The 26,029-nt window shown below is 69.7% G+C and carries 24 protein-coding genes and 1 pseudogene; 9 read left to right on the top strand and 16 right to left on the bottom strand.

Going from position 1 to position 26,029, the window contains the following annotated elements:
* Positions 1–13: 13 nt before the first annotated feature.
* From NRF20_RS37575 to NRF20_RS37590, 4 genes are all read left to right on the top strand, one after another.
* Complete coding sequence (locus tag NRF20_RS37575; protein WP_398630765.1) at positions 14–1,003, top strand: carbohydrate ABC transporter permease; 990 nt, start codon at positions 14–16, stop codon at positions 1,001–1,003.
* Positions 1,004–1,014: 11 nt separating this feature from the next.
* Complete coding sequence (locus tag NRF20_RS37580) at positions 1,015–1,830, top strand: carbohydrate ABC transporter permease (protein WP_398630766.1); 816 nt, start codon at positions 1,015–1,017, stop codon at positions 1,828–1,830.
* Between the two features lie 362 nt (positions 1,831–2,192).
* On the top strand, positions 2,193–3,296 hold the full coding sequence (locus NRF20_RS37585) for a helix-turn-helix domain-containing protein (protein WP_413754013.1): 1,104 nt from the start codon (positions 2,193–2,195) through the stop codon (positions 3,294–3,296).
* 326 nt (positions 3,297–3,622) lie between these two features.
* Positions 3,623–5,881 (top strand): helix-turn-helix domain-containing protein, encoded by a 2,259-nt coding sequence (locus NRF20_RS37590; protein WP_413754014.1) that lies wholly within the window; start codon positions 3,623–3,625, stop codon positions 5,879–5,881.
* Positions 5,882–6,177: 296 nt separating this feature from the next.
* Here NRF20_RS37590 and NRF20_RS37595 read toward each other — a convergent pair.
* From NRF20_RS37595 to NRF20_RS37635, 9 genes and pseudogenes are all read right to left on the bottom strand, one after another.
* Positions 6,178–6,432 (bottom strand): annotated as a pseudogene (locus tag NRF20_RS37595) (NAD(P)H-dependent oxidoreductase); the annotation flags it as partial.
* A gap of 195 nt (positions 6,433–6,627) precedes the next feature.
* A complete protein-coding gene (locus NRF20_RS37600; RefSeq protein ID WP_398630769.1) occupies positions 6,628–7,617 on the bottom strand; it encodes an alpha/beta hydrolase in 990 nt (329 codons plus the stop codon).
* A gap of 145 nt (positions 7,618–7,762) precedes the next feature.
* Complete coding sequence (locus tag NRF20_RS37605) at positions 7,763–8,809, bottom strand: helix-turn-helix domain-containing protein (protein WP_413754015.1); 1,047 nt, start codon at positions 8,807–8,809, stop codon at positions 7,763–7,765.
* Between the two features lie 733 nt (positions 8,810–9,542).
* Positions 9,543–10,391, bottom strand: a complete 849-nt coding sequence (locus NRF20_RS37610; RefSeq protein WP_398630771.1) for an SGNH/GDSL hydrolase family protein — start codon at positions 10,389–10,391, stop codon at positions 9,543–9,545.
* 68 nt (positions 10,392–10,459) lie between these two features.
* Positions 10,460–10,636: a hypothetical protein gene (locus NRF20_RS37615; RefSeq protein ID WP_398630772.1), complete on the bottom strand. Its 177-nt coding sequence runs from the start codon at positions 10,634–10,636 to the stop codon at positions 10,460–10,462.
* 141 nt (positions 10,637–10,777) lie between these two features.
* Positions 10,778–11,797, bottom strand: a complete 1,020-nt coding sequence (locus tag NRF20_RS37620) for a hemolysin family protein (RefSeq protein WP_398630773.1) — start codon at positions 11,795–11,797, stop codon at positions 10,778–10,780.
* Complete coding sequence (locus tag NRF20_RS37625) at positions 11,794–13,131, bottom strand: hemolysin family protein (protein WP_413754016.1); 1,338 nt, start codon at positions 13,129–13,131, stop codon at positions 11,794–11,796. The genes NRF20_RS37620 and NRF20_RS37625 overlap by 4 nt, the downstream gene beginning before the upstream one ends.
* Positions 13,132–13,305: 174 nt before the next feature.
* The gene (locus NRF20_RS37630) at positions 13,306–13,731 is read right to left on the bottom strand and encodes a GNAT family N-acetyltransferase (protein WP_398630774.1); all 426 of its coding nucleotides are present in this window, start codon (positions 13,729–13,731) and stop codon (positions 13,306–13,308) included.
* 62 nt (positions 13,732–13,793) lie between these two features.
* A complete protein-coding gene (locus tag NRF20_RS37635; protein WP_398630775.1) occupies positions 13,794–16,523 on the bottom strand; it encodes a SpoIIE family protein phosphatase in 2,730 nt (909 codons plus the stop codon).
* Positions 16,524–16,794: 271 nt separating this feature from the next.
* Between NRF20_RS37635 and NRF20_RS37640 the strand changes: the two genes are divergently transcribed.
* Both NRF20_RS37640 and NRF20_RS37645 read left to right on the top strand, forming a co-directional pair.
* The gene (locus NRF20_RS37640; protein WP_030921856.1) at positions 16,795–17,022 is read left to right on the top strand and encodes a hypothetical protein; all 228 of its coding nucleotides are present in this window, start codon (positions 16,795–16,797) and stop codon (positions 17,020–17,022) included.
* The gene (locus NRF20_RS37645; RefSeq protein ID WP_114243309.1) at positions 17,019–17,390 is read left to right on the top strand and encodes a fic family toxin-antitoxin system, toxin component; all 372 of its coding nucleotides are present in this window, start codon (positions 17,019–17,021) and stop codon (positions 17,388–17,390) included. Before NRF20_RS37640 ends, NRF20_RS37645 begins: the two co-directional genes overlap by 4 nt.
* Positions 17,391–17,420: 30 nt before the next feature.
* Here NRF20_RS37645 and NRF20_RS37650 read toward each other — a convergent pair whose 3' ends face one another.
* The 4 genes from NRF20_RS37650 to bioB form a co-directional block, all read right to left on the bottom strand.
* Positions 17,421–18,098, bottom strand: coding sequence for a class I SAM-dependent methyltransferase (locus tag NRF20_RS37650; RefSeq protein ID WP_266363634.1), 678 nt, complete (start codon positions 18,096–18,098; stop codon positions 17,421–17,423).
* A 79-nt stretch (positions 18,099–18,177) separates the two neighbouring features.
* Positions 18,178–18,867: a dethiobiotin synthase gene (gene bioD, locus NRF20_RS37655; RefSeq protein WP_398630777.1), complete on the bottom strand. Its 690-nt coding sequence runs from the start codon at positions 18,865–18,867 to the stop codon at positions 18,178–18,180.
* A gap of 1 nt (position 18,868) precedes the next feature.
* Positions 18,869–20,173 carry an adenosylmethionine--8-amino-7-oxononanoate transaminase gene (locus NRF20_RS37660; RefSeq protein WP_398630778.1) on the bottom strand — a complete coding sequence of 435 codons (1,305 nt, stop codon included), beginning with the start codon at positions 20,171–20,173 and terminating at the stop codon, positions 18,869–18,871.
* The gene (gene bioB, locus NRF20_RS37665) at positions 20,166–21,332 is read right to left on the bottom strand and encodes a biotin synthase BioB (protein ID WP_398630779.1); all 1,167 of its coding nucleotides are present in this window, start codon (positions 21,330–21,332) and stop codon (positions 20,166–20,168) included. Before bioB ends, NRF20_RS37660 begins: the two co-directional genes overlap by 8 nt.
* Positions 21,333–21,474: 142 nt before the next feature.
* Here bioB and NRF20_RS37670 point away from each other — a divergent pair, with 142 nt between their 5' ends.
* On the top strand, positions 21,475–22,617 hold the full coding sequence (locus NRF20_RS37670) for an 8-amino-7-oxononanoate synthase (protein ID WP_398630780.1): 1,143 nt from the start codon (positions 21,475–21,477) through the stop codon (positions 22,615–22,617).
* On the opposite strand, the gene NRF20_RS37675 is transcribed toward NRF20_RS37670, so the two are convergent.
* Both NRF20_RS37675 and NRF20_RS37680 read right to left on the bottom strand, forming a co-directional pair.
* Complete coding sequence (locus NRF20_RS37675) at positions 22,610–22,816, bottom strand: DUF397 domain-containing protein (protein WP_413754017.1); 207 nt, start codon at positions 22,814–22,816, stop codon at positions 22,610–22,612. The two genes, NRF20_RS37670 and NRF20_RS37675, sit on opposite strands and share 8 nt — an antisense overlap.
* A 24-nt stretch (positions 22,817–22,840) precedes the next feature.
* Complete coding sequence (locus NRF20_RS37680; protein WP_398630782.1) at positions 22,841–23,701, bottom strand: helix-turn-helix domain-containing protein; 861 nt, start codon at positions 23,699–23,701, stop codon at positions 22,841–22,843.
* A 204-nt stretch (positions 23,702–23,905) separates the two neighbouring features.
* Here NRF20_RS37680 and NRF20_RS37685 point away from each other — a divergent pair, with 204 nt between their 5' ends.
* The gene (locus NRF20_RS37685; protein WP_398630783.1) at positions 23,906–24,337 is read left to right on the top strand and encodes an ATP-binding protein; all 432 of its coding nucleotides are present in this window, start codon (positions 23,906–23,908) and stop codon (positions 24,335–24,337) included.
* Between the two features lie 43 nt (positions 24,338–24,380).
* Here the strand turns inward: NRF20_RS37685 and NRF20_RS37690 are convergent, their stop codons facing one another.
* Complete coding sequence (locus NRF20_RS37690; RefSeq protein ID WP_413754018.1) at positions 24,381–25,319, bottom strand: LysR family transcriptional regulator; 939 nt, start codon at positions 25,317–25,319, stop codon at positions 24,381–24,383.
* A 72-nt stretch (positions 25,320–25,391) separates the two neighbouring features.
* Between NRF20_RS37690 and NRF20_RS37695 the strand changes: the two genes are divergently transcribed.
* The gene (locus NRF20_RS37695) at positions 25,392–26,027 is read left to right on the top strand and encodes a LysE family translocator (RefSeq protein ID WP_413754019.1); all 636 of its coding nucleotides are present in this window, start codon (positions 25,392–25,394) and stop codon (positions 26,025–26,027) included.
* The last annotated feature ends 2 nt before the right edge of the window (positions 26,028–26,029 follow it).

Below are 26,029 nucleotides of genomic sequence, written 5' to 3' on the forward strand. Positions count from 1 at the left end.
CCCGACCCTCCGGATGAGTACCTGGCAGGACGACGGCGCCGTCGCCGCGGGGGCGCCCGCCACCGGTGCGGCGGAGGAGGTCGAGGACGCGCACAGCAGGGACCGGGCCGTGGCCCGGGCACGCTTCTGGGAGCCGCTGACCCAGTGGATGTTCATCGTGCCCGCCGCTGCATACCTGCTGCTGTTCTTCGGCTACCCGATCGTCAAGAACATCGCGATGAGCTTTCAGCAGTACACGACCACGACTTTCTACACCGGTGCCGCGCCGTTCGTGGGGCCGCAGAACTACGCAAAGATCCTGTCGTCGGACCTGTTTTCCAAGGCCCTGTTGAACACGGCCCTGTTCACCGCTGGTTCGATACTGGGGCAGTTCGTGCTCGGTCTGGCCTTCGCCCTGTTCTTCCAGCGGCGCTTCCCGCTCGGCCGCGTTCTGCGATCGCTCCTGTTGCTGCCGTGGCTGTTGCCGCTGGTCGTCTCCGGAACCACGTGGAGGTGGATGCTCGCCCCCGACACGGGAGTCGTCAACGACGCATTGCGCCACCTCCATCTCTCGTCGTCCGGGATCCCCTGGCTCACCGGCACCTCACAGGCGCTCGTGTCGGTGATCCTCATCAACATCTGGGTCGGAATCCCTTTCAACACCGCGATCCTGTACGGCGGCCTGCAGGACATCCCGACGCACCTGTACGAGTCGGCGAGGCTGGACGGCGCCGGCCCAGTGACGTCGTTCCGCTATGTCACCTGGCCACTGCTGCGGCCCGTGGTGAGCGTCGTGCTGGTGCTTGGCGTGGTCTACACGGTCAAGGTGCTGGACATCATCCTCGTAGTGACGGGCGGAGGACCGGCCAACGCCACAGAGACCATCGCCACCCAATCCTACGAACTGTCCTTTCAGCATTTCGAGTTCGGGCGCGGTGCCGCAATGAGCAACGTACTTATCGTCATCTCGCTCGCCTTCGCCGTCGTCTACCTGCGCGCCAACCGTCGCGCCCGGAACGTCTGAGAGGCGATCCCGTGAAGCGCGCATCCAACCGTGGCTGGCCGGCCACCATCGTCGGGATCGTCCTGCTCGCGCTGATGCTGTTTCCCTGCTACTGGATGGTGAATGCCTCCCTCCAGCCGGCCGGCAACACACTGCAGGGAGGCTGGTTCCCCTTCCATCCGGATTTCAGTGGTTACGCCACCGCACTGCGCGATCAGGGACGCAACCTCGTCACCAGCCTTGTCGTAGCCCTCGGCAGCGTCGCCCTCAGCCTCGGGCTAGCCGCCCCAGCGGCCTACGCGCTGGCCCGCTTCCCCATCCGAGGAACCAACCTCGTGCTCTTCGGCATCCTGATCACACAGATGGTGCCGAGCATCGTCGTGGCCAACGCGCTCTACAGCGCCTACAACGACCTGGGACTCCTGAACTCCTACCTCGGGCTGATCCTCGCCGACTCCACCGCCGGGGTCCCCTTCGCGATCATCATCATGCGTTCGTTCATGCAGAGCATTCCCAGGGAGATCATCGATGCCGCGCGAGTGGACGGCGCCGGGAAGCTGCGTACCTTCCGCTCCGTGGTGCTCCCGGTGAGCAGGAACGCATTGATCACTGCGGCCGTCTTCGCCTTCCTCTTCACCTGGAGCGACTTCCTCTTCGCTCTCACGCTGACCACCACGGAGACCGTACGGCCGATCACCCTGGGCATCTACCAATACATCGGTGCTCACACGAACCAGTGGAACGCCATCATGGCCACCGCAGTCATGGCGTCCATCCCCGCCGCCGCACTACTCGTCGTCGCTCAGCGCTACGTTGCCGCCTGTGCCAGCAGCGGAGCCATCAAGTAGTGAGGGGCGGTCCCGTCTCCGTCCGGTCCGTAGTCGACCTGCGGACGGTCATCGCAGGTTTCAGCTGTTGAACCCACCGTCGAGGGACTGAGCTGGACATCGCCCCTGGCCGCGAGAACAGACCTCTTTGTCTCAGTCCTGCATCCCGGATCTAGCGGATTCACGCGATGTGCTGCCCCAGGCCCGCTGGCACGGTGTTTCAGAAAGCACACCGGCTGAAGGGCGGAGATCATGTCGTGGGATTCATCGAGACCGGAGCCCGGGCAGCTCTCGGGCACCTCCACACCACGGATTCGGCACCAGCCCACCAAAGACGGACGTATTCGCGTGAAGCCCTGCCTCAAAGAGGAGGGACGGATCTGATGACGCCTGCCGCACTTGTCCAAGACGACGTGAGCATCCCCGGCAGCCTCCACACCATCGACTCGCCGCCCGTCCACCGCAGACGGGCGTACTGGCGCGAAGCCTTGTCCCGGACGTTCGGCGCCGTGGACATGACCGCTCCCGATGAGGTGTGTTCCGGCACGATCCGTATGACACCGCTCGGCCGGCTCCAGGCAGTCACCGTGGACGGCGACTGCCTGTCCGCCCTGCGAACTCGCCAACTCGTCGCGCAGGACCACGAAGACGGGTACGTTGTGATCACACTGCTGGACAGAGGAGTCGCCCGAATCGAGCAGGACGGCCGTGAAGCGCTCATTGGGCCAGGGGACATTTTCGTCTACGACATGGCGCGTCCCCTACGGCTGAACTTTCCCCAGCCCTTCCGGACGAAGTCCCTCGTCCTGCCGAGAGACGTTCTGGGCCCGAGCGAGTCCGATGTGGCTCACGTCACGGCAGCCCCGCTCGGCCCCGACACGCCCCTCGGCGGTCTGCTCTCGCCCTTCCTGGCCGGGCTCGTGGACGGCGCGGGAACCTACCCGCCACGCATCGGCGAGCTGATGGCCCGTAACGTCGTGGACCTGCTCGGCGTGCTGGCCGACGAGCGGCTCGGCCGGACGACCATGGACACGCCCAGCGGGAACCGGGCACTGCTGTTGCGAATTCAGGAGTTCATCGACCGTCACCTCTCGGACCCCGATCTGACCCCGCAGGCCGTCGCCCAAGCCCACCACATATCCCTGCGCTACCTGCACAAGCTGTTCGAGAGCGAAGACGCCACTGTCGGCAGGTGGATCCAAAGGCGTCGTCTGGAGGAGTGCGGGCGCGATCTGGCGCGCCGCGCCAACGGCTCCACGATCGCCGCGGTGGCGCACCGATGGGGTTTCACCAGTGCCACCCATTTCAGCCGGGTGTTCCGGGCCGCCTACGGGATGTCCCCCCGTAAATGGCGCGACTCCCAAGGCGTGACACCGTACACCCCGTCCCCCCACGGGGATCACCGATACCTGAAGCCGGTGCTCGGTTCTTTCTCATGCCATATTCCATGCATTCCGCGACAACATGTACGCGCTGTGGGGTTTTAGGGCTGTTCGCAGGAAATTCGCTTCTGCAGTCATTGTTGGGGAATGAAATGATCCAGCCTCTTTCCTCGGTCACGTGCATGGCGACAGTGCACGTCAGCGTCCCGGACGGGCCGCCGGCCCCGCTGCCCGCGGAGCTGCGCTGTGATGGTGATTCCCCGGCACCGTTGCCTTCCGGACTCCGTGCGCACCGTGCTGAAGTCGACCGCCGGCGCGGCACTGGTCGACATCGCGGCGTCCACAGGCGGGGCGGCTGTTGCCGCCGCCCTGAGGCTGGGCCCGGAGAAGCACGCCGTATTCTTCCGCCGGGGGAGGAAAGGGAGGATTTTGTGGCCGGGGAGAAGCCGTTCGGGGTTGCTCTGCGTGGTCTGCGGCAGCAGTGCCGTTTGACGATGGAGGAGTTGGCTGAGGCGTCGGGTGTGAGTGTCCGGGCGATCGGCGATATGGAGCGGGGGCGCAGTCGGGTTCCGCAGCGGCGTACGGTGGTGGCGCTGGCGGAGGGGCTGGGGCTTGCGGATGCGGAGCGGGAGGCGTTGTTGGCTGCGGCGCGGGCGGCGCGGGCGGCGCGTCCGACGCGTGCGGTGACGGGGACGGCTGTGCCGCCGCGATCGGTGGGGGACTTCACGGGGCGCGGCCCGGAGTTGGCCCGGCTGAGGGAGGCGGCGGAACGGGCCTGCGCCGGCGTGGGGGTGTCGGTGTCGGTCGTCTCGGGTCCTCCGGGGTGCGGGAAGACGACGCTGGTGCTGAAGGCGGCAGCGGATCTGGCGGAGGAGTTCCCTGACGGGTGCTTCGTGGTGGACCTGCACGGGGTGGAAGGCCCCGTGGACCCGGGCGAGGCGCTGCTGAAGCTGCTGAAGGCCCTTGGGGTGTCGGACCGGCGGCTGGCGCAGGAGGATCCGCAGGGCCGCGCGGGGCTGCTGAGGGCGCTGTTGGGTGAGCGCCGGTGCCTGGTGGTGTTGGACAACGCCCGCGACGAGGGGCAGGTCCGTGCGCTGCTGCCCGCGGGCGGGCGGAGTCTGGTGCTGGTCACCAGCCGGCGGCCGTTGACCGGGCTGGAGGATGTCGACCGCCTGGCGCTGTCGGAGATGGCACAGGACGAGGCGGTCGAGCTGCTGCGCCGGATCCTGGGCGAGGAGCGGGCGGGCGCGGAAGCTGAGGCTGTGGCGCAGGTGGCGGAGCTTTGCGGGCGACTGCCGTTGGCCTTGCGGGTGGCGGGAAACTGGCTGACGGTCCGTTCTGGATGGAGCGTTGACCACCTGGTCCGCCGCCTGGCCGACGAAGAACGCAGACTGGGCGCGCTCGCTGCCGGCGATGTGCGGGTGGAGGCGGCATTCGAACTGTCCTACCGGCAGCTGACCGGCCAGGCCGGACGCATGCTGCGGCTGCTGAGCCTGGTTCCGGGGCCGGACATGACCGCCGCCTACGGAGCCGCTTTGACCTCGACCGGCGTCTTCGAGGCCGAGGATGTGATGGAGGAGCTGGTCGAGGCCGGGCTGCTCCAAGCCACCTTCACCGGCCGCTACCAGCTGCACGACCTGCTGCGGCTCTTCGCTCGCGCCCGGCTGTCCCGCGAGGCGGAACCCGGCGAGCAGGAAGCGGCCGACGACCGGCTGCGCACCTGGCTGCTGGAGACGGCTGTGATCGCTGGCCGCTGGTACAAGCCCAAGTACGGGGCGCCGTCGTCCTCCTGGCAGGGCCTGGTCCCGCTGGAGAGTGCCGAGCAGGCCCGTGCCTGGCTCCAGAGCGAAGCCCCCGCCTGGCTCGCCGCGCTGCGCAGCGCCGCCCACAGGGGTGAGCACACCCGGGTCGTGGAGACCGCCTATGCCATGGAATGGTTCTGCGACCTGTGGGTCCACTGGGGACACTGGCCCGAAGTCTTCCGCTTGGCCAGCGAGGCCGCTACCGCACTTGACGACCCGTACATGCAGGCCTTCCACCTCAACATGTACTCCTGGGCCCTCTCCTGCGAGTCCCGGTACCGGGAGGCCATCGAACGGGCCGGTGAAGCGCTGGACTGCGCCCGCCGCGCCCAGGACGCTTCCCAGCAAGCCTCGGCACTGGCGCAAGCAGCATGGGCCCAAGCGGAGCTCGGCGAGGTCCAGGAGGCCGCCGACAAGTCGCTCGCCTCCATAGACCTGTACGAAGAGGCCGACGACCGCGAGGGCTGGCTGGGTGCCATGTTCACCCACGGATCCTCCCTGCGCCTGCTCGGCCGTGCCGAGGAAGCCCTGATCCAGCACAAGCGCATCATCGCCTTCCTGGATGCGCCCGACTGTCCGGTGAGCGGGCACCTCGCCGATATCTACCGTGCCAACACGACCCGCGCACTTGGTCGCGGCCACGCCGTCCTGCGGCGGTGGCGCGAGGCCGCCGACCACTATCGCAATGCTGTGGTCCAGTCCAACCGCATCGGCATTCCCCACATAGAGGGCAGCACGCTACTGCATCTGGGAGAGGCCCTGATCGAACTGGGAGAAACCGAGGAAGCCCGCTCCTGCCTCCGTCAGGCCCTCGCTTTCGGCGACGCGGCCGACAGCAAAGACCTGAAGACCGCACAGAAGCTCCTGGACTCGCTCCCCGCCGAGTGAGCAACGCCCGCCGCCGTGACATGCCCTGGGTTCGGCATCCCACGGGGCTGCCGCCGGCCCTGGTGATCACGGCGGAGGCCGACGTGACGTGGGACGAGGGGAAGCAGTATCGATCAGCTGCGCTGCGTCGCGGCCTGTTTCCCGGCCTGGTCCATGACTTCGTGTCACTCACGGCCTTGCGCGACCGTCCGCCGACGCGGGCGGCCGTCCGGCAAGCGGTGCTTTCCTGCGCAGAGCGGACCGGCCGCAGCGTTGAAGCGGTGCCGGGGCGGTCAGATGTGCCCCGATGCCGGCAGGCTGTACGAGGCGCTGAAGATCGGCGTCGCGGCGATGACGCCGTCCGCGCCGGTCACCGCCCCCACCGCCGCGCGCAGCGCGGGGCAGGGAAATCCGGTTACCAGGTTGTGAACGATGTCGACAGCCAGCTCGCGCAGCTCGACGACCTGGACGTCGACGGGGCGGGGCGATCGGTCCTCCAGCGACCGTCGGGTCGCGTCGGCGAGACGGTCCGCTGGCAGGCGTGTCGACGACGGCTGGCTGAGGCCCGGCATGAACAACCACGGTCCTGAAGGGTTCCCCCGTCGTCTTCCTCGCTCTCGGGCGTGTGCTGCGGCTCGTACCGGTCCGTTCTCCGTCCCGCAGCCGCACCCCAAGCCGACCCGGTACGGGCGCAGGCGCCTGCCTGCTCGCGCACGGGGGATGTGCTCTGTGCGCACCTCCGTCTACCTGTCCCGGAGCGGAAGGAATCAGCCGCGGTGCCGGTGCAGGGCGACATGCACAGTGTCGAGGGCCTGGATGAGGGCTGCGCGGGCGGCGTCCGTGGCGCGCAGCGGATCGAGCACCATGAAGCCGTGGATCGTCCCGTGGTACCGCATGGAGACCACCGCAACGCCGGCCGCCCGGAGCTTCGCCGCGTAGGCCTCACCCTCGTCGCGTACCACGTCGGCCTCGCTGGTGACCACCAGCGCCGGGGGGAGTCCGGTGAGCTGCTCCAGGGTTGCCTGCAGCGGTGATGCGGTGACCTCGCTGCGCTGCCGTGCGTCGGGCAGGTACTGGTCCCAGAACCAGCGCATCGTCTCGCGGCCGAGGAAGTAGCCCTGGGCGAACTGCTGGTACGAGGGGGTGTCGAAGTCGGCGTCGGTGACCGGGCAGAGCAGCACCTGCTGCAGCAACCGCACCCCGCCGCGCTCCTTTGCGAGCAGGGTCAGCGCCGCCACCAGGTTGCCGCCGGCCGAGTCGCCCACGGCGGCCATCCGGCTCCCGTCCAGACCGATTTCGCCGCCTCGCTCGCAGATCCACTTCGCGACCGCGTAACACTGCTCGATGGCGACCGGATACCGCGCCTCGGGGGCGCGCTCGTACTCGACGAAGACCACGGCCGCGTCCGTACCGAGGGCGAACGCGCGCACCAGGCGCTCATGGGTGCCGGCATCACCCAGGACCCAGCCCAGCCCGTGCAGGAACAGCACGACGGGGATCTTGCCGACGCTGTCGGCGGGCCTGACCACTCTCACCCGTACGTGACCGGTCGGCCCGCCCGGCAGTGCGAACCACTCGGTGGAGGTGGCCTCCGCGTCGAGCAGGTCGTCCTCGCCCTGCAGACGGGCCAGGTCCAGCCGGACCTGTTCCAGGTCCGGGTCGCGCGCCCACGGTGGGCAGGTGTGCCTGTCCACGAACGCCCGGGTGGAGTGGTCCAGGACCGGGTGCCGAAGGGGCGAAGGGGCGAAGTCGGTCACACGGTCTCCTGCCGAGGGTCAAGGGAACTTGAAGGGAAAGGGTTGTTCGCTGCATGGGGTGCCTGGTCGAGAGGCAGAAAGCGATGCTGCGGCTGCCGGGCCGGGGCACTGGCCCAGGGCGGCCGCACGGCTCCGAGCGGGCACCCTACCCCCTGGAATGTGGGAGGTCAGTCCCCGGCCGATCGGCCACCGTGGACCACGGCGCCGGCGTGCCCGCCGGAGACTGTCCGACGTCGTCCTGGGCGGTGCGCAAGTTGCGCCATTCACGGGGGGAGACGCCGTAGGTGGCGCGGAAGGTCCGGCTGAAGTGGGCGGGGTTGACGAAGCCCCACCGCTGGGCCACGGCGGACACGGTGGGGGCTGTCCTGCCGCGGCAGGACAGTTCCCGGCCGCACTCCTCCAGGCGCCGTTGCTGGATGAGTCGGCCGACGGTGGTCCCCTCGCCTTCGAACAGCCGGTGCAGGTACCGGACGGAGATCCGGTGCGTCCGGGCGATGCTCTCCGGCGACAGGTCCGGGTCGCCCAGGTTCCGGTTGATGTGGTCGCGGACGCGCAGCAGCAGGTGGCTGCGGGCGGTGTCCGCGCCCGTGCCGCCCGGGTGGGCCCGCTCGGCGATCAGGGTGGCGAACAGGTCGACGACATTGCCGGCCAGCCGGTTCGCGACGGCCGGCGGGTAGTCGTCGGCCGAGGAGGCCAGGGTGGCCAGGAACGGGAGCAGCATCGCGCCGAAGCCGTCCCCGGTGCCGATGGCGTTGCCTGTGACCTGCCGGATGTCGCTCTCCGGCACGCCCAGAGTGCGGCGGGGCAGTTGGAAGACGTGCGTGGCGAACCGCTGCGGATAGTCGAAGGAGTACGGCCGGGTCGTGTCGTACACCACCAGGTCTCCCTTGCCCACCTCGGCCCGCCGGCCGTCCTGGATGAAGGTGGCCGTGCCAGATATCTGGACACCGAACGCCACCAGTGCCTCGGACGATCGGGCGATCAGTGCCGGGGTGCGGCTGACCCGCTCCGCGTCGGCCTCCATGGTGGAGACCTGGAGATATCCGAGGCGGGCGGTGGCGATCCGGCCGTCGAACGGGCCGTCGCCCCGCGGGGCGACCGTCATCGGCACCAGCGTCCTGCTCACCGCATCGTTCCAGTACGCGACCTTGTCCCGGTCCGGCACGGAGGCGGTCGTCAACACCAAGCTCAAGTTGCTCTCCGCTCAGGGGAGGTGGCTCCGGGGCTGCAATGGACGGGAACAGGACGGACGGCTGCACCTCCCCGGAAGGCGGCAGCCGGTGCCCGGCAGGGCCGGACGGCTCGTCGTACGGGCAGCGACCTCGCTGGAGCGCAACCGGACCGCTTCGGCGAGGCCCGGGTTCCCGCCCGCACCGAACAGCCAAGCAGCGGACCGCTTCTGTCTCCAGGCAGAAAAATAGGCAGAAATCGCGGGAGCGGACGGGCGCGTCCGGTGCTGTGTAGTACCGGAACAGCGCAGGGCGCCGTGAGGAAAGAAGCGGCCGTCACACCGGCCCAGTTCGTTGATGTGGCGTCAGGCCGCCGAACCTGCCCCGACCGGTGCGCAGGAGTGCGGCCCGTCCGCCCCGGCCTACGGCGGCCCCAGACGCCCCCGCCGAACCGGCGCCGCGTTCTCTTCACCGACGGTGAGGAAGGGCATGTCCGTTCCCAGGGGAGTGGCGGCCGCCCGAGCCGGTGGCCGGCTCGGCGCCGTGTGGCGCGCACGCCGGGATGCCGAAGGTCATCGGGCGGCGTCCGTCTGCTCGCAGCTCACCCAGGCCGCTTGGTGTGGTCGGCGGGTCAGAAGATGTTGTTGTGGAAGAAGCCGCCCCGTAGTAGGCGGGCGCGGGGTGGAGGTGAAGCCCCTGGAGCGGGGTGCGGAAGCGGCTTGTGCAGGCCGGCGCCGCGGTCCGGCTTGTGGGTTGCTACGAGAGCGGAGTCACATCCACCTGGCGCCACGTCGCCACCGGGCCGGGGTCACGGGCATCCACGGGGGTGACCCAGAACGCTCTCCCCAGTTCGGCGCTGTACTGGGCGCCCGTCCGCCCGTCTCCGGACGAACGGCCGGTCAGACGGCGGCCGATCCACGGTATGAGGTGCCGGCGGGCGAAGCGGAGGTCGTCGACGCGTCGTATCGCCCATTTCGGGGGCACGGCGGCAGGGAGCGGCGTCCGCCAGTCGTTCTCCGGTGGCATCCCCAGCGTCTGCCAGACCGCCTCCGCCACCCGGCGGTGGCCGTCGGCCGTCAGATGCAGCCGGTCGACGTCCCACAGACGGGGATCGCCCAGGGCCGGTGCTCCGTACAGATCGACGACCGACGCTCCGTGGCGGGCAGCCAACTCGTCGACCAGGGAGAACAACTCCTCCATCCGAGGACGGAAACGTTCCATCACCGGGCCGTTGCGACCGGGGCTGCGCATGAGTACAAGCTTCCTGCACGAGGGCGCGAGACGCTCCACGGCCTCTTCGAGCCTTCCGCGGACCACGCCCATGTCGCACTTGGGCCGCAGCGTGTCGTTGAGACCGCCGACGAGCGTGATGACATCCGCCTGCATGGCGGCGGCCGCATCAACCTGCTCGTCGACGATCTGGGCGATCAACTTGCCCCGTACGGCGAGATTCGCGTACCGAAATCCCGGAGCGCGGACCGCGAGCCGTCCGGCGAGGACGTCTGCCCAGCCCCGGTATGAGCCGTCGGGCAGCAGGTCCGACATTCCCTCGGTGAACGAGTCGCCGACCGTGACGAGACTGGTGTAGGAGGCATTCATTTCCATGGCGATGCGATCGTATCGCGGTGGGGTCCGACCCTTTCCAGAAGGCGTCGGCCAGGTACCGAGATTGGTCAGGGCGCCCTGCCCCGGACCGGGGATCCGCTCTGGATGCCGAGGACGACACCGAGTGCACGCTTGCGGCGACCGAGCGCCGAGGTGCGAAGGATGAGGGCCGCGTCGAGGCCCGGAGTGAGGGGGAGGAGCCCTACGACCAGGGCGAATGACCATAGTGCGGTGCTGATTGCCATGGAATGTCAGCTTGACCGCACCGGGTGGCGACCCCTTCTGCGAGAGGGCGCGGCCGAACCCGCACCGCGCCCCCGCCGGCCACCGGTCGGCCTGCCTGCGATGGAACCCGCACCCGGCCCCCAGCGGCCCCCGCCCACCGGTCAGCGCGCCTGCGGTCGGCCCACCAGTTCGCGCAGCACATCCTCCATCGTGACCATTCCGGCGAGTCGATCGTCCTCGTCCAGAACCGCCGCCAGATGTGTGCGGCTGCGCCGCAGCGCCGTCAGCACGTCGTCGAGCGGTGTGGCGGCCCGCACCCGGGCGATCGGCCGCATTGCCGACACGGGGAACGGCACATCGCGCGGTGCGGCGTCCAGGGCGTCCTTCACATGGAGGTAACCCAGGATCCGCTCCTCGCTGTCCATCACCGGGAAACGTGAGAAACCGGTCTCGTACGAGAGCTGCTCCAACTGTTCCGGCGTCGTCCCGATCCTCGCGTACACCACCCGCTCCACCGGCATCACCACATCCCGCACCGGGCGACGGCCCAGCTCAAGGGCGTGGTGCAGCCGCTCGGCCGCGCGGTCGTCGACCAGCCCGGCGTCCCCGGCGTCCTTCACCAGCCGGGCCAGTTCGTCGTCGGAGAACGTGGCGGACACCTCGCCCTTCGCCTCGACCCGCAGGAGCTTCAGCAGCGCGTTGGCGAAGGCGTTGACGGCGAAGATCACCGGGCGCAGCGCCCTGGCGAGGGTCACCAGCGGCGGTCCGAGCAGCAGTGCGGTCCGTACGGGCTCAGCCAGAGCGATGTTCTTCGGCACCATCTCGCCGAGCAGCATGTGCAGATAGGTCGCCACGGACAGCGCGATCACGAACGAGATCGGATGGATCAGTCCGTGCGGCACACCCACCGCGGTGAAGACGGGTTCCAGCAGATGCGCGATGGCCGGTTCGGCGACGATGCCGAGGACCAGCGTGCAGAGCGTGATGCCCAGCTGCGCCGCCGCGAGCAGCGCCGATACGTGTTCGAGGCCCCAGATGACGCTTCGCGCCCGCCGGTTCCCGTTCTCGGCCTCCGGTTCTATCTGGCTGCGGCGTACGGAGATCAGCGCGAACTCCGCACCGACGAAGAAGGCGTTGACGACCAGTGTCATCAGTCCGATGAAGAGCTGGACGGCGGTCATCGTGCTTCCTCCGCCTGCTCGTCGTCGCCGGGCAGCGGCGCATGCAGCAGGGCTCGCGCGGCACGGCGCCCGGAGGCGTCCACCACATCGACCCGCCAGCCGGCCAGTTCGATCGAATCACCGACGGCAGGGATGCGGCCGACCTCGGTGGCGACAAGTCCGGCGAGCGTCTCGTACGGTCCGTCCGGCACCCGCAGTCCGATTCTCTTCAGCTGATCGAGGCGGGCGGCGCCGTCGGCCGACCACAGGGTCCGTCCGTCGGCGTCCTCACCCGCCGGTGCCAGGTCCGGCGTCTCGTGCGGGTCGTGTTCGTCGCGCACCTCGCCGACCACCTCCTCGACGATGTCCTCCAGAGTCACGACGCCGGCTGTCCCGCCGTACTCGTCGATGACCACGGCCATGGCGAGCTTGCCGGACAGCCGGTCCAGGAGCCGGTCCACGGTGAGGGTCTCCGGTACGAGCAGGGGCTCGCGCAGCATGTCCGCGACGCGTGTACGGGGCCGCTGCTCGGCCGGGATGGCCAGCACGTCCTTGATGTGTGCCACGCCGACGACGGTGTCCAGGTTGCCCCGGTAGACGGGGAAGCGGGACAGCCCGGTCGCACGGGTGGCGTTCGCGACGTCCTCGGCGGTCGCCTGCACCTCGAGTGCGGTGACCTGCACCCGCGGGGTCATGACGTTCTCCGCCGTGAGCTCCGCCAGATTGAGGGTGCGGACGAACAGTTCCGCGGTGTCGGCCTCCAGTGCGCCCGCCTTGGCCGAGTGCCGGGCCAGCGCCACCAGTTCCTGCGGGCTGCGGGCGGAGGCCAGTTCCTCGGTCGGTTCCAGGCCGATGCGGCGCACGATCCGGTTCGCGGTGTTGTTGAGGTGGCTGATGAACGGCCGGAAGACGGCGGTGAAGGCCCGCTGCGGGGTCGCCACGGCCTTCGCCACGGCGAGCGGGGAGGAGATCGCCCAGTTCTTCGGGACGAGTTCGCCGACGACCATCAGGAACACGGTGGACAGCGCGGTTCCCAGGACGAGGGCCAGGGAGGACGCCACGCCGGGGGACAGGCCCACGGCCTCCACCGGACCGCGGATCAGCTTCGCGATCGACGGTTCGGAGAGCATGCCGACCACCAGGTTGGTGACGGTGATGCCGAGCTGTGCGCCGGAGAGCTGGAAGGTCAGGCTGCGTACGGCCTTCATGGCGCTCGCCGCGCCGCGCTCACCCTGCTCCACGGCCCGTTCGAGCTGACCGCGCTCGACGGTCGTCAGAGAGAACTCAGCAGCGACGAAGGCGCCGCAGGCGAGCGAGAGCAGTACCGCCACGAGCAGCAGAAGCACTTCGGTCATCGGTTCACCTCCGTCCCATGATCGGGCAGGGGCAGGAGGATCGCTCGATGTCGGCGATGTCGACTACTGGGAGGCTCGCCCATGGGCGGACGCTCACACCTTTCGGAAGAATCGGTCAGGAGACCACCTATCGTAAAGGATCAGCAAAGTCGTCCGCCCTTTCGGGTGATCGTGTCAGTCCGTGAGGGGCTTCACCCAGCGCCGCCAGTCATCCTCGCGGTGGTAGCCACCCGCAGCCCACGTGTGGTGCGCCCGTTCGTTGGCTTCCAGGACCATGGCGTCCACCCGTCGCCCGCCCAGAGAGATGAACCGCTGTTCCGCTGCTGCCATCAAGGCGGTGGCGATGCCTTGCCGGCGGCAGTCCGGGTGTACGGCCAGTCGGTAGGCGGAGCATCGCCAACCATCGAAACCGGCTATGACGGTTCCCGCGAGAAGGCCGTCGCGCTCTGCGAGAAGCAGGGCTCCGGGGTCCCTTGAGATGAGTCGCGCCACCCCGTCGTGGTCGTCGCTGATGCTTGTTCCTTCCGCGGCTTCGCGCCAGAACCGCAACACGGGGTCGGTGTCGGTGAGGCCGGCGCAGCGGATGTGGAGATCACTCATGGGGCGAGCCAAGCAGAGGGCCGGCCTGCTCGGCGAACGATTTCCGCGCCCAGATCCGGCCGTCAGAGTTCCGCGTCAAGGATGTTCAAGAACACCGTGCCGTCCATGCTCCCATCGGGTCGGGGCAGCGCCAGCTCCGCCCAGATGACCTTTCCCTGGGGGGTGTAGCGGGTGCCCCAGCGTTCGGAGAGTTGCGCGACGAGGAACAGGCCGCGGCCTCCTTCATCCAGCGCCGCGGCATACCGCAGATGGGGCGAGGTACTGCTGCTGTCGGCCACCTCACAGGTCAGGGTGCGGTCGCGCAGCAGCCGTATCGTGACCGGTGCGGAACCGTGGCGGATGGCGTTGGTGATCAGCTCACTGAGCACCAGCTCCATGGCGAACACGAGCTCGGACAGACCCCATTCGTCGAGCTTCTCGGCCGCGGCGGCGCGCATCCCCGCCACAGCGGCGGGATCGAACGGCACGTCCCAGTCGGCGACGTGGTCGGGCGGGATCGCCCGTGTGCGAGCGATGAGCAGCGCCACATCGTCCTTCGGCCGGCTGGGCAGGAGCTCGTCGAGCACCGCCTGGCAGCTCTCCTCCGGCGGCCGGTCGGGATGGGACGCCAGCGCTTGGCGCAGCAGCTCCATCCCCACGTCGATGTCCCGGGTGCGGTCCTCGATGAGCCCGTCGGTGTAGAGGACGAGCTGCGCGCCCTCCGCCAGCTCCAGTTCCGCGGTCTCGAACGGCATGCCGCCCAGGCCCAGGGGCGGCCCGGCCGGCAGATCGGGGAACGACACACTGCCGTCGGGCTGGACCAGCGCGGGCAAGGGGTGCCCGGCCCGCGCCATGGCGCAGTGGCGGGAGACGGGATCGTAGATCGCGTACAGGCAGGTGGCGCCTGTGATCACCGCACCGGCGGTCGTCTCCACCTCCTCCTGGTCGATGCGCCCTACCAGGTCGTCCAGGTGGCTGAGGATCTCGTTGGGCGGCAGGTCGAGCGTGGAGAAGTTGTGCACGGCCGTGCGCAGCCGCCCCATTGTGGCGGCTGCGTGGAGGCCGTGGCCGACGACATCCCCGACGACCAGCGCCACCCGACTGCCCGGGAGCGGGATCACATCGAACCAGTCGCCACTCACCCCGGAGAGCGCGGGCAGGTAACGATGGGCGACATCGAGGGCGCTCTGCTCGGGCAGGGCCCGCGGGAGCAGGCTGCGCTGCAGAGTCACGGCCATGGCGTGCTCGCGGGTGTAGCGACGGGCGTTGTCGATGCTGACCGCCGCCCGGGCGACCAGTTCTTCGGCCAGGGACAGGTCGTCCTCCTCGAACGGCTGGGGCTTCTCCGAGCGCCAGAAGTTGGCCATGCCCATGATGACGCCCCGCGCCTGGAGAGGCACTGTGATGAGCGAATGGATGCCGTACTCGACGATCCTGCGTGTCCGCTCCGGATCCTGGGCGAGCCAGCCGGGTGCGGCGGACAGGTCGGGCACCAGCTCCGGCCGGCCACTGCCGAGGGCCCGTGCCTGCGGCGTGGAGGGGAGGAAGTCGATCAGGCGGCCGCGTTCGTAGAGGGGATGGTCGTCCCGGATGCCCTGGATGGCGGTGCGGCGCATGTCCGCGCCCGTACTGGTCGGCTCGTCCCCGTGCAGGACCGGGTCGGCCAGATCGACGGTGACGAAGTCGGCCAGCCGGGGGACCGCGACCTTCGCCAGTTCCTCGGCCGTACTCACCACGTCGAGGGTGGTACCGATGCCGAGCCCGGCGTCGTACAGCAGTCTCAGCCGCTGGCGGGCGATCTCCGCCCTTCCGGACAGCGTCCGCAGCTCTGTGGAGTCACGCAAGGTCGCGACCGTCCCCTCGGGGCCACCGTGACGATCCGTGGGCCGCTGGTTGACCACCAGCAAGCGGTCCCCCGCAAGGAGCACTTCGTCCGTGGCCGCACGGCCCGAGGTCAGCAGCTCCACCGTGCCGGGATCAAGGCCGGGCAAGTCCGAGACGTGCCGCCCCTCGGCGTCGTGCGGCAGATCCAGCAGCCGTCTGGCCTCGTCGTTCGCCAGCAGCAGCCGACCGTCGTTGCCGACGATGAGCACGCCTTCGCGTACGGCGTGCAGCACCGCGTCGTGATGCTCGTACATGCGAGTCATCTCGGCGGGGCCCAGACGGTGGGTCTGCCGCCGCAGCCGTCTGGCCACCAGCGCCGTCCCGGCCGTGGCCACCGCCAGCGCGGCGGCTCCGGTGCCGAGGATGATCGGAATCTGCCGGGACACCACGCTGGTCACGTTCTCGACCTTCATGCCGGCCGACACCAGGCCCGCGACCTTGTGACCGAGGCCGTAGATGGGGACGGTCGCCTGCACCTCGTGGCCGAGCGGGCCCTTGACGGTCTCGGTGTACACATGGCCGGCCAGCGATGGCCCGATGGTGCCGACGAACCTCTTCCCGATCCGGCTCGGCTGGGGATGCGTGTAACGGATCCCCTTCGTGTCCATCACCACGATGAAGTCGACGCCGGCCGCTTTCCGAGCCGCCTCGGTGAGCGGCTGGAGCACTTTGGAGGGATCGGGTGACTTCAGCGCGGCCAGGATGCCCGGTGAGTGCGCGAACGTCTCTGCGACGGCAATCGAACGCTGTCTCGCCTCCGCGTTGGTGTCGTGCCGGGACTGCAGCAGGAGTGCCACCACCGCGGCCGCCACGAGGAACACCACCAGAGCCACCTGCAGGGCGAAGACCTGCCCGGCGAGGCTCCAGGGGTGTTTCTCCGTGAGTGACCGAACCGGTGCGTTCCGGAATCGGCCGAAACGTCTGGCCACATTGCCCTTTCTAACACCGCAAGGACGACGGCGCGTGAGGCGAGACAGGCCGGGGAGGGCCTTTCCGGCGGGAGCACACGGCCGTCGCGATCCGCTTCCGAGGGGCCGCCGCATCCCGGCTGTGCCGTTCCCCTTGCCCTGGACGGCGCCCTCGCAGAGTCGACGGAGAATGCGGAGGACGAATTCCGCCATGTGGTCACCGGCGACCGGTGTATGGGGCACCGGAGGGCTCCTCTTGCCGGTGCTAGCGCACCCGCGCTAGCGTGTTTCTGTGCCCAAGACTCAGCTGAACGTGAGAGTGGACGAGGCCACCGCCGAGGCCGCGCGACAGCGCGCGTTGCAGAGGGGAATGAGTGTGAACCGCTACATAGAGGAGCTCGTGAAACAGGATGCGGGCGAGGTCGGACACACCTTTGTCGAAGCCGCGGCCGACTTCATGAAGCAGTACGAGTCGGTGTTCGCCGAGGAGTTCGGCCCGGAGCGCAAAGGCACGCGTTGAACCTCCAGATCGACCTTTCCTGGCTGCTCATGGTGGCCGAGCACAAGACACCCGGCGATCCGCAGGTCGTCGACTGGGGTGCGCTCGTGGCTGCGGTGGCCCGTCATGAGGCCGAGATCTTCGGCAGCCCCGTCTACAGCGACCCGCACTCCAGGGCAGCTGCCCTTCTGCAGTTGCTGCTCCACGTTCCAGCGCTCGAACACTCGAACGCGATGTTCTCCTCGGCCGTCGCATACGGCTATCTCGTCGCCTCCGGGCTGAAGGTCATCACCTCGCCCGAGCAGGTGCGCGACCTGGCTCGACTGGTGAAGGAGGGCAAGGCGGACGTCCGGGTCATCGCCGACGAACTGCGCCAGTGGAGTCTGTGACACCGCCGGTACGCGGCGGTGGCCGATGCGTCAGCCGACCGCGGCCGGCCGCCGCGCCACGCCCAGCACACATGCGGACGTGGGCAGCCGGATTCCCCAGTCGGGCATCCTGACCCTGCGGTAGGTCTCCACCGTGAACCCGGCCCTTTCGATGGCGGCCAGGGTGTCGCGCGCCGTGTGGCACCCGCCCGTCACCAGCGGCCAGACCGTACGGTCCAGCGCCCGCTGGGTCGCTGCCATGGCCCGGTCATCGGCCCGCACGTGCTCGAAGAAGCGCAGCTCGCCGCCCGGCCGCAGCACCCGTACGATCTCCGCGAGCGAACGCTCGACATTCCGTACGGTGCACAGCACCAGCGATGTGACGGCCCCGTCGAACGCCTCGCTCTTCACCGGCAGGGCCTCCGCCGTGCCCGGCACCACATCCACCGGAATTCCGGCACGCAGCGCCGACCGCACCGCCAACTGCCGCAGGCTGCGCTCGGGTTCGATGGCCACCACCTCCGACACCGCGGGCGGGTAGTGCGCGAAGTTCAGGCCGTTGCCCGCACCTATCTCGATGACCCGGCCGGACATACCGGCCAGCAGCTCCGAGCGCAGCGCGCCCAGCCCCGCCCCGGTCTCCGCGGCCACGCTCATCCGGGCGTAGATCCGGGCGAAGACGGGGTGGTGCACCGCGTCCTCCGGGATTTTCGTGCTGCGCAGACGCATGACGGACCTCCTCGACACGGTGCTCGACCGGAAAGGTACGGCTACTTCGATTCTCCCCCGTCCCGCGCGGCTCAGCCGCTCAATCGGCCGGCCGATTGCCGCCCAGTTCCGCCGCCAGCCAACTCCCGGCCAGGACACGGAAGTCGGCAGGCGCCAGCGCTCCCGCACCGGCCGGTACGGCACCCAGCAGCGGGGCGCCCGCAGCCACCGGAAGGTCCGCCAGATTGCAGCGCGCCGCGAGGTCCGGCTCGGCGGGCATGCTGCCCACCACCACACCGAGGCACTCCAGCCCCCGGGCCCGCAGGGCCTCCGAGGTCAGCGCGGTCGTATTGAGCGTGCCCAGTCCGGCCGCCGCCACGACCAGGACCGGTGCGCCCAGCAGCCGTGCCGCGTCGGCCAGGGTCGCGCCGTCGTCGTCGAACCGTACGAGCAGTCCCCCCGCACCCTCGACCAGCACCAGATCGTGTTCAGCCGCCAGCTTCTCGGCCGCCTCGGCGATCTCGTACGGCCGTACCGGCGGGAGACCTGCCCTGCGGGCGGCCGTGGCAGGTGCCAACGGCTCCGGGAACCGGGCCAGTTCGACCGCGGTCACATGGCCGCCCGCCAGCCGTGCCACCTCTGCGGCATCCCCGGGCTCGCCGGGGGCCAGGCCCGTCTGCGCGGGCTTGAGCACCGCGACACTGCGATCCCGGCACGCCGCCGCCACGGCCGCGGTCACGACCGTCTTGCCGATCTCCGTGCCCGTACCCGTCACCACCAGAACCGTCATCTCAGCCCTCCCGCGCAGCCGCGCACACGGCGCGGCAGATCCGCGCCACATCCTCGTCACCGGTCACATACGGCGGCATCGTGTAGACGAGATCGCGGAACGGCCGCAGCCACACGCCCTCCCGTACCGCCGCCCGGGTCGCGGTCTCCATGTCCACCTCGTGATCGAGCTGTACGACGCCGATAGCGCCCAGCACCCGCACATCCCGTACCCCGGGCAGCTCCGCCGCCGGGGCGAGACCGTCCCGCAGCCCGCCGCCGATCCGCTCGACCTCTTTCTCCCAGTCCTGGCCGAGCAGCAGGTTGATGGAGGCGCACGCCACCGCGGAGGCGAGCGGATTACCCATGAACGTGGGCCCGTGCGCCAGCACCGGCACATCGCCGCGCGAGATGCCCTCCGCCACCCGCGAGGTGCACAGCGTCGCCGCCATCGTCAGATAGCCGCCGGTCAGCGCTTTGCCCACGCACATGACGTCGGGCGAGATCCCCGTATGCTCCGCGGCGAACAGCTTCCCCGTACGGCCGAAACCGGTGGCGATCTCGTCGAACACCAGCAGCACGTCATGCGCATCGCAGGCCTCGCGCAGCACTCGCAGATAGGCGGGGGAGTGAAACCGCATCCCGCCCGCGCCTTGCACCACCGGCTCCACGATCACCGCGGCCAGCCGGTCGGCGTGCTCCGCGATCAGTTCCCACAGGTGTTGTACGTACGCGGCATCCGGCTCCGCGTCGAAGCCGGCCGGCGGCTCGTCCGCGAAGATCTGCCGGGGCAGTACGCCCGACCACAGCTCGTGCATGCCACCTTCGGGGTCGCACACCGACATCGGCTGCCAGGTGTCCCCGTGATAGCCGCCGCGCCAGGTCAGCAACCGCTGCTTGGCCGGCCGCCCGACCGAGCGCCAGTACTGCAGACACATCTTCACCGCGACCTCGACCGACACCGACCCGGAGTCGGCGAGGAAGACATGCTGCAGCGGCTCCGGGGTGATCTCGACCAGTCGCGTGGCCAGCCGCACGGCGGGTTCATGGGTGAGCCCGCCGAACATCACATGACTCATCCGGTCCAGCTGACCGCGTGCCGCTCCATTGAGCACCGGATGGTTGTAGCCGTGCACCGCCGACCACCAGGACGACATGCCGTCGACCAATTCGTGCTGCCCGTGGGCCGGTTCGGCGAGCCGGAGCCGTACCCCGGACGCGGACTCCACGACCAGCGGCTCCTGACGCCCCGGCATCGGGCCGTACGGATGCCAGACGTGGTCCCGGTCCAGGGACCGCAGTTCGGCCGGGGAGAGGGCCTCAGGCATTGGGGGCGAGATCCGTACCCGCGCCGCGACGGCGGACCGCCACCAGATCCGTGCGTGCAGCCGGAATCCCGCTCGGCTCGGCAGCGGCATCTGCGGGCGCGTCGCCGCAGGGTGCACACCCGCCGTCGTGCGAACCGCAGCCGCCACCCGCCTGCGCACGGTGCGCAGGCAGCGTCGTCGTCCCCGCTCCCTCCACCTCGAAACCGGCGTCCGCGATCATGTCCAGATCCGCCTGCCCCGCCTGTCCCTCACTGGTGAGGTAGTCGCCCAGGAAGATCGAGTTGACCAGGTGCAGCGCGAGCGGCTGCATCGAGCGCAGGTGCACCTCGCGCCCGCCCGCGAGCCGCACCTCCACGTCCGGGCAGACGAACCGGATCATCGCCAGAATGCGCAGACACCGTTGTGGGGTGAGGTTCCACTCCTTGGCCAGCGGGGTGCCCTCGAACGGGATCAGGAAGTTCACCGGCACCGAGTCCGGGTCGAGCTCGCGCAGCGAGAAGACGACATCGACCAGATCGGCGTCGCTCTCACCCATTCCGGCGATCAGCCCGGAGCACGCCGAGAGCCCGGCGGCCTGCGCCTGCTGCACGGTCTCCACCCGGTCCGCATAGGTGTGGGTGGTGGTGATGTCCCCGTACGTCCCCTCGGACGTGTTGAGGTTGTGGTTGTACGCGTCGGCGCCCGCCGACCGCAGCCGGTCGGCCTGTCCGTCGGACAGCAGACCGAGGCAGGCGCACACCTCGACGCCCTCGTGCCGCTCCTTGATCGCCTCGATGGTCTCCGACACCCGGTCGACATCCCGGTCCGTCGGACCGCGACCGCTGGCCACCAGACACACCCGCTTGGCGCCACCCGCCACCCCGGCGGCGGCGGCCTGCGACGCCTCGTCCGGTTTCAGCCAGGTGTACTTGAGGATCTCGGCCTTCGAGCCGAGCCGCTGCGAGCAGTACGAGCAGTCCTCGGGGCAGAGCCCGGACTTGAGATTGACCAGATAATTCAGCTTCACGCGCCGCCCGAACCACTGACGGCGCACCTTTCCGGCCGCGGCCACCACTTCGAGCAGATCGTCGTCCGAGGTCGCCAGTACGGCGAGTGCTTCTTCGCGGGTCGGCAGTTCGCGCCGCAGTCCCTTGTCCACCAGCGTGTTCAGGAGGTCCATGGCGTTGATCCTGGCCTACGGCACCGCCCGCAGCCAAGGAGGAACCGGACAACAGAGCCCGTCTGGGGTGTGTGTATTGCCACACCATGACCTGCTGCGTGCCCGGTTAGGCTCTGTGAGCTGCCTACAAAAGGGACCGCTCATGCCCTTCGCCCCGTTCGACTGGATCGACGACGAGGCGCGCCGCCGCGCGGACGCCGGACTCGTCCGCACGCTCCGCCCCCGGCCCGCCGAACCAGAACTGCTGGACCTCGCGAGCAACGACTATCTGGGTCTGACCCGGCACCCCGAGGTCACCGCCGCCGCGGCCGAGGCCGCGTGCAGGTGGGGAGCGGGGGCGACCGGGTCGCGGCTCGTCACCGGCTCCACCGCATTGCACGCCGAACTCGAACGCGAGCTGGCCGATTTCTGCGGTTTCGAGGCGGCCCTGGTGCTGTCATCGGGCTACGCGGCCAATCTCGCCGCCCTCACCGCGCTCACCGGCCGCGGCTCGCTGATCGTCTCCGACGCGGGCAACCACGCCTCGATCGTGGACGGTTGCCGGCTCTCCCGGGCCGAGACCGCCGTCGTACCGCATGCCGATCCCGATGCCGTGCGCAAGGCCCTGCACGCGCACGGGCGACGCGCGCTGGCGGTCACCGACTCGGTCTTCTCGGTCGACGGCGACGCCGCGCCGCTGCCCGAACTGGCCGACGCCTGCCGGACAGAGGGCGCCGCACTGCTCGTCGACGACGCGCACGGCCTCGGAGTGCTGGGCGAAGGCGGCCGGGGTGCGCTCGCCGCCGCCGGTCTCGCGGGCGGCGAGGGAATCGTCACCACGCTCACCCTCTCCAAGTCCCTGGGCAGCCAGGGCGGGGCGGTCCTCGGTCCGGCCCGGGTCATCGAACACCTGGTCAACACGGCCCGTACGTTCATCTTCGACACGGGCCTCGCACCGGCCGCGGCGGGCGCCGCTCTCGGGAGCCTGCGGCTGATCCGTCGCGAGCCGGAACGCCCCGACAGGGCCCGTGCGGTCGCCACCGCCCTGTACGAGCGGCTGACCGGGGCCGGTCTGACCGCCGTTCGCCCCGACGCGGCCGTGGTCTCGGTGCGGGCACCCTCGGCGGACGCCGCGGTGCGCTGGGCGGCCGACTGCCGCGCCGCGGGTATCGCGGTGGGATGCTTCCGGCCGCCATCGGTGCCGGACGGTGTCTCCCGGCTGCGGCTGACCGCGCGAGCCGATCTGACCCAGGAGCAGATCGCCACCGCCGTGGCGATCGTACGGCGGACCGCTCCCGTCAGCTGACCGAACCCCGGTGCAGGCCGGAGACGAAAGATGTCCAGGCCGCCGCCGAGAACCGCAGCGGTGGCCCGGACACATCCTTGGAGTCCCGCACGGCCAGCCACCCGTCTCCGAACGGCGCAACCTCCACGCAGTTGTTCATACCCGTGCTGCGGCTGCTGCGCCGCCACCGTAACTCGTGCTGTGCGAGGCAATCCGACATGAGCCCCCCTCGGGCAGTCCGGTGTCACCGATCGTCGCGGTCGATCGCGGCGATGAGGTCCAACGAGTGCTCCGGCGACAGCGCGTGCGCCTGCATCGTGCGGAAGGCCGAGCTGTACGCCTCAAGGTCTTCTTTCCGCTCCAGATAGAGGCTACTCGTCAAATGGTCGAGAACTACCACGTCCAGATCAGAAGTGTTCGGAAATGAGAAGATAACGAAAGGGCCGGTGAGACCGGCATAGCCGCCGACCGAGAACGGCAGCAACTGAAGCTCAACATGGGGCAGTTGAGCCACGCGAGTCAGATGGCGCAGCTGGTTTCTCATCACCCGGCGGCCGCCGACCTCGCGCCGGAGCACCGCCTCGTCGAGCACCGCGCTCAGTCGCAGCGGCGGATCGGTCCGCAGTACCCCCTGCCGGGCGAGCCGCACCTCCACCAGCGAGTCCAGCTGGCCGGCGGGTAACCCGTCCAGCGAGGCCCGGGTCACCGCACGTGCGTAGTCGGCCGTCTGCAGGAGCCCCGGCACCACCGAGGTCTCCAGGGTCCGCGCGGTCCGGGCCTGGGACTCCAGACTGATGAAGTCGCGGTACTGCGGCGGGATCAGACCGCGATAGGCATGCCACCACCCGGTGCCGCCACCGCCCGCCGAACCCGCCAGCGCCGCCAGGAGCGTCCGCAGCTGCGTGTCGTCCACGCCGTAGGCATCAAGCAGCCGGGTCACATCGGCCGGCCGCACCCCACTGACACCGGTCTCGATCCGGCTCACCTTCGACTGGTGCCAGCCGAGCATCCGCGCGGCGTCCCGGCTCGTCAGTCCGGACGCATGGCGCAGACTCCGGAGCTCCTCCCCGAGCTTGCGGCGCCTCACCGCAGGGCCGTGCTGCATCTGCGGCCTCCCTCCCTCTTCTGCCGAGCGGACAGTGTGACGCCCGCATACGGTCTTGCGTGGCAGGGTTCACCGCATTGAGCGACAGATATATGCATATCTTGGTGGATCGCCGTCACAGAGGGCAGCATCAGTGGCAATCTGGCGCGAAGCACAACCGGGACCGGTCGCGGGTCGGTCCACGTGGGAAAGGGGCGGCTCGCCATGGCAGACCATCAGGAAGCAAGCGTCACTCTGCCGAGCGATCCGGTCTCGGTCTCGTCGGCCCGGAGATATGTGGCAAGGGTGCTGACCGAATGGGGTCTGGGCATCGACACGGAGTTCGCCGACAGTATCCGGCTCATCGTCTCGGAACTCGCGACCAACGCCGTCCAGCACACCTTCGGACAGTCGCCCACTTTCACCGTGGACCTGAGGCTGGAGCGGGAGGAACAACTGCATCTGGGTGTGACGGACAGTCACCCGCGCTGGCCCCGGCGGCTGCCCGCCGCCGTTCAGCAGGACAACGGACGCGGCATGGTGATCATTCGCTGTCTGGCCAAGGAGTGCGGCGGCCGGCTCACCGTCACCCCCACTGCCGACGGAGGCAAGACGGTCTGGATCGCGCTCCCGTGGAGCATCCCCGTGCAGAGCTGACCGACCGTCCGATCCGTCGCCTCCCCGTCTCGCGATCGCCTGATCACCCGCCCTCGCCGCCCGGGCGCTGCGCCGAGGCCGCCCGCCCGAACCCACTGCGCAACAGCGCCTGGAGTGTTGCCGCCGCGGCGCTCGCCCGGTCGCCGCGGTGCACCATCGAGATCGTCCGCCGGAACGAAGCGGGTTCCAGCCGCCGCACGGACAATGGCGTCGACGACATCGCGGCAACCATCTCCGGTACGACCGCCATTCCGATGCCCGCGCTGACCAGCGCACACACCAGCGCATAGCCGGGCGACTCGCAGACCACGGCGGGTGTCGCCCCTGCTTCGGCCAACGCCTGCTCCACCCCACGACGCGGTGGATGCGTCGGCGCGCTGCTGACCAGCGGGCGCCCCGCCAGTTCCGTCACCGGCAGTCTCCCGGTGCCTTCGGACAGCATCTGCCCGACCGCCGTGATCAGGACCAGTTCCTCGACCAGCAGTGGTTCGGCGAATACCCCGGAGGGCCAGGCCGCTGCGGCAGCCGGCTCGTACACATGGGTCAGCGCGAGATCGACCTCGCCCGCGGCCACCGCAGCCACCCCGTCCGGCGGCTCGTACTCGGTGACCGCCAGTTCCACATCCGGGTGGGCGCGACGGAAGGCGCTCAACACCGGCGGCAACAGATGGATGCCCGCGGTGGTGAACGTGCCGACCCGGAGGCGTCCGCCGGAGAGTCCGGAGAGACGCGCCAGTTCGTGGCGGGCCAGGTCCATCTCGTCGAGGATCCGTCGTGCGCGTCCGACCAGCAACTCGCCGGCGGCGGTGAGGCGGGCCCCTCGGTGGTGGCGCACCAGCAGTGCGGCGCCCGCCTCCCGCTCCAGCTTGGCGATCTGCTGGGAGAGCGCGGGCGCGGTGTAGCCGAGTCGGGCGGCGGCCCGGGTGATCGATCCGGCCTCCGCGACTGCCACCAGCGCCGCGAGCCGTGTCGGGTCATACATTAAGCGTTCCTTTTGGCAGACCCTGAAGATTGCAAGTACACGCTAAAGGCTCTGCCGGGCCAGGGTGGACCCATGGACGCACAATTGCTTGCCTTCGTCGGGGTCGCCGCTGGGATGATCGCGCTGCCGGGCGCGGACTTCACCGTCGTCGTACGCAACGCGCTCGCCTCCCGGTCAGCGGGGGTGGCGACCGCGCTGGGTGTTGCCGGTGGACTCCTCGTGCACACCGCGCTGGCCGTCGCCGGGCTTGCCGCTGTGCTGGTGACGCTGCCCGTACTGTTCCGCACCGTTCAGCTGCTCGGCGGGGCCTACGTCCTCTACCTCGGCATCAGCGCCCTGTACGCGGCTCGGCGTCGCCCCACGGGCAGGGCGGGCGGCGCCGAGGGTGGACCAGCAGGGCAGGGAACCGTACGCGCACTGCGCCAGGGCTTCCTCACGAACGCCCTGAATCCCAAGGCGCCGGTGCTCTTCCTGAGTCTGCTGCCGCAGTTCGTTCCCGACGGGCAGCCGCCGCTCCCGAGGACCTTGCTGCTCGCAATGATCGTGGTGCTGCTTGCGCTGATCTGGTTCCCCGCCGTGGCCCTCATGGTGGACCGGCTGGGCCGGTGGCTGCGCCGGCCGCGTACCGCCCGCGCCATCGAGGGCGGCAGCGGCGCGGCGCTCACCGGTCTGGGGCTGGTGCTGGTGTCCGGCCCCCTGCTGCACTGAGT

This window comes from Streptomyces sp. R-74717 (genome assembly GCF_047305335.1).
Classification (GTDB): domain Bacteria; phylum Actinomycetota; class Actinomycetes; order Streptomycetales; family Streptomycetaceae; genus Streptomyces; species Streptomyces atratus.

Coding starts and splice junctions, on each gene's coding strand:
- NRF20_RS37625 (WP_413754016.1), bottom strand. CDS start 13,131: ATGACCGAAGTGCTTCTGCTGCTCGTGGCGGTACTGCTCTCGCTCGCC.
- NRF20_RS37660 (WP_398630778.1), bottom strand. CDS start 20,173: ATGCCTGAGGCCCTCTCCCCGGCCGAACTGCGGTCCCTGGACCGGGAC.
- NRF20_RS37585 (WP_413754013.1), top strand. CDS start 2,193: ATGACGCCTGCCGCACTTGTCCAAGACGACGTGAGCATCCCCGGCAGC.
- NRF20_RS37695 (WP_413754019.1), top strand. CDS start 25,392: ATGGACGCACAATTGCTTGCCTTCGTCGGGGTCGCCGCTGGGATGATC.
- NRF20_RS37690 (WP_413754018.1), bottom strand. CDS start 25,319: ATGTATGACCCGACACGGCTCGCGGCGCTGGTGGCAGTCGCGGAGGCC.
- NRF20_RS37650 (WP_266363634.1), bottom strand. CDS start 18,098: ATGCGTCTGCGCAGCACGAAAATCCCGGAGGACGCGGTGCACCACCCC.
- NRF20_RS37630 (WP_398630774.1), bottom strand. CDS start 13,731: ATGAGTGATCTCCACATCCGCTGCGCCGGCCTCACCGACACCGACCCC.
- bioD (WP_398630777.1), bottom strand. CDS start 18,867: ATGACGGTTCTGGTGGTGACGGGTACGGGCACGGAGATCGGCAAGACG.
- NRF20_RS37685 (WP_398630783.1), top strand. CDS start 23,906: ATGGCAGACCATCAGGAAGCAAGCGTCACTCTGCCGAGCGATCCGGTC.
- NRF20_RS37670 (WP_398630780.1), top strand. CDS start 21,475: ATGCCCTTCGCCCCGTTCGACTGGATCGACGACGAGGCGCGCCGCCGC.
- bioB (WP_398630779.1), bottom strand. CDS start 21,332: ATGGACCTCCTGAACACGCTGGTGGACAAGGGACTGCGGCGCGAACTG.
- NRF20_RS37680 (WP_398630782.1), bottom strand. CDS start 23,701: ATGCAGCACGGCCCTGCGGTGAGGCGCCGCAAGCTCGGGGAGGAGCTC.
- NRF20_RS37675 (WP_413754017.1), bottom strand. CDS start 22,816: ATGTCGGATTGCCTCGCACAGCACGAGTTACGGTGGCGGCGCAGCAGC.
- NRF20_RS37615 (WP_398630772.1), bottom strand. CDS start 10,636: ATGGCAATCAGCACCGCACTATGGTCATTCGCCCTGGTCGTAGGGCTC.
- NRF20_RS37620 (WP_398630773.1), bottom strand. CDS start 11,797: ATGACCGCCGTCCAGCTCTTCATCGGACTGATGACACTGGTCGTCAAC.
- NRF20_RS37575 (WP_398630765.1), top strand. CDS start 14: ATGAGTACCTGGCAGGACGACGGCGCCGTCGCCGCGGGGGCGCCCGCC.
- NRF20_RS37610 (WP_398630771.1), bottom strand. CDS start 10,391: ATGGAAATGAATGCCTCCTACACCAGTCTCGTCACGGTCGGCGACTCG.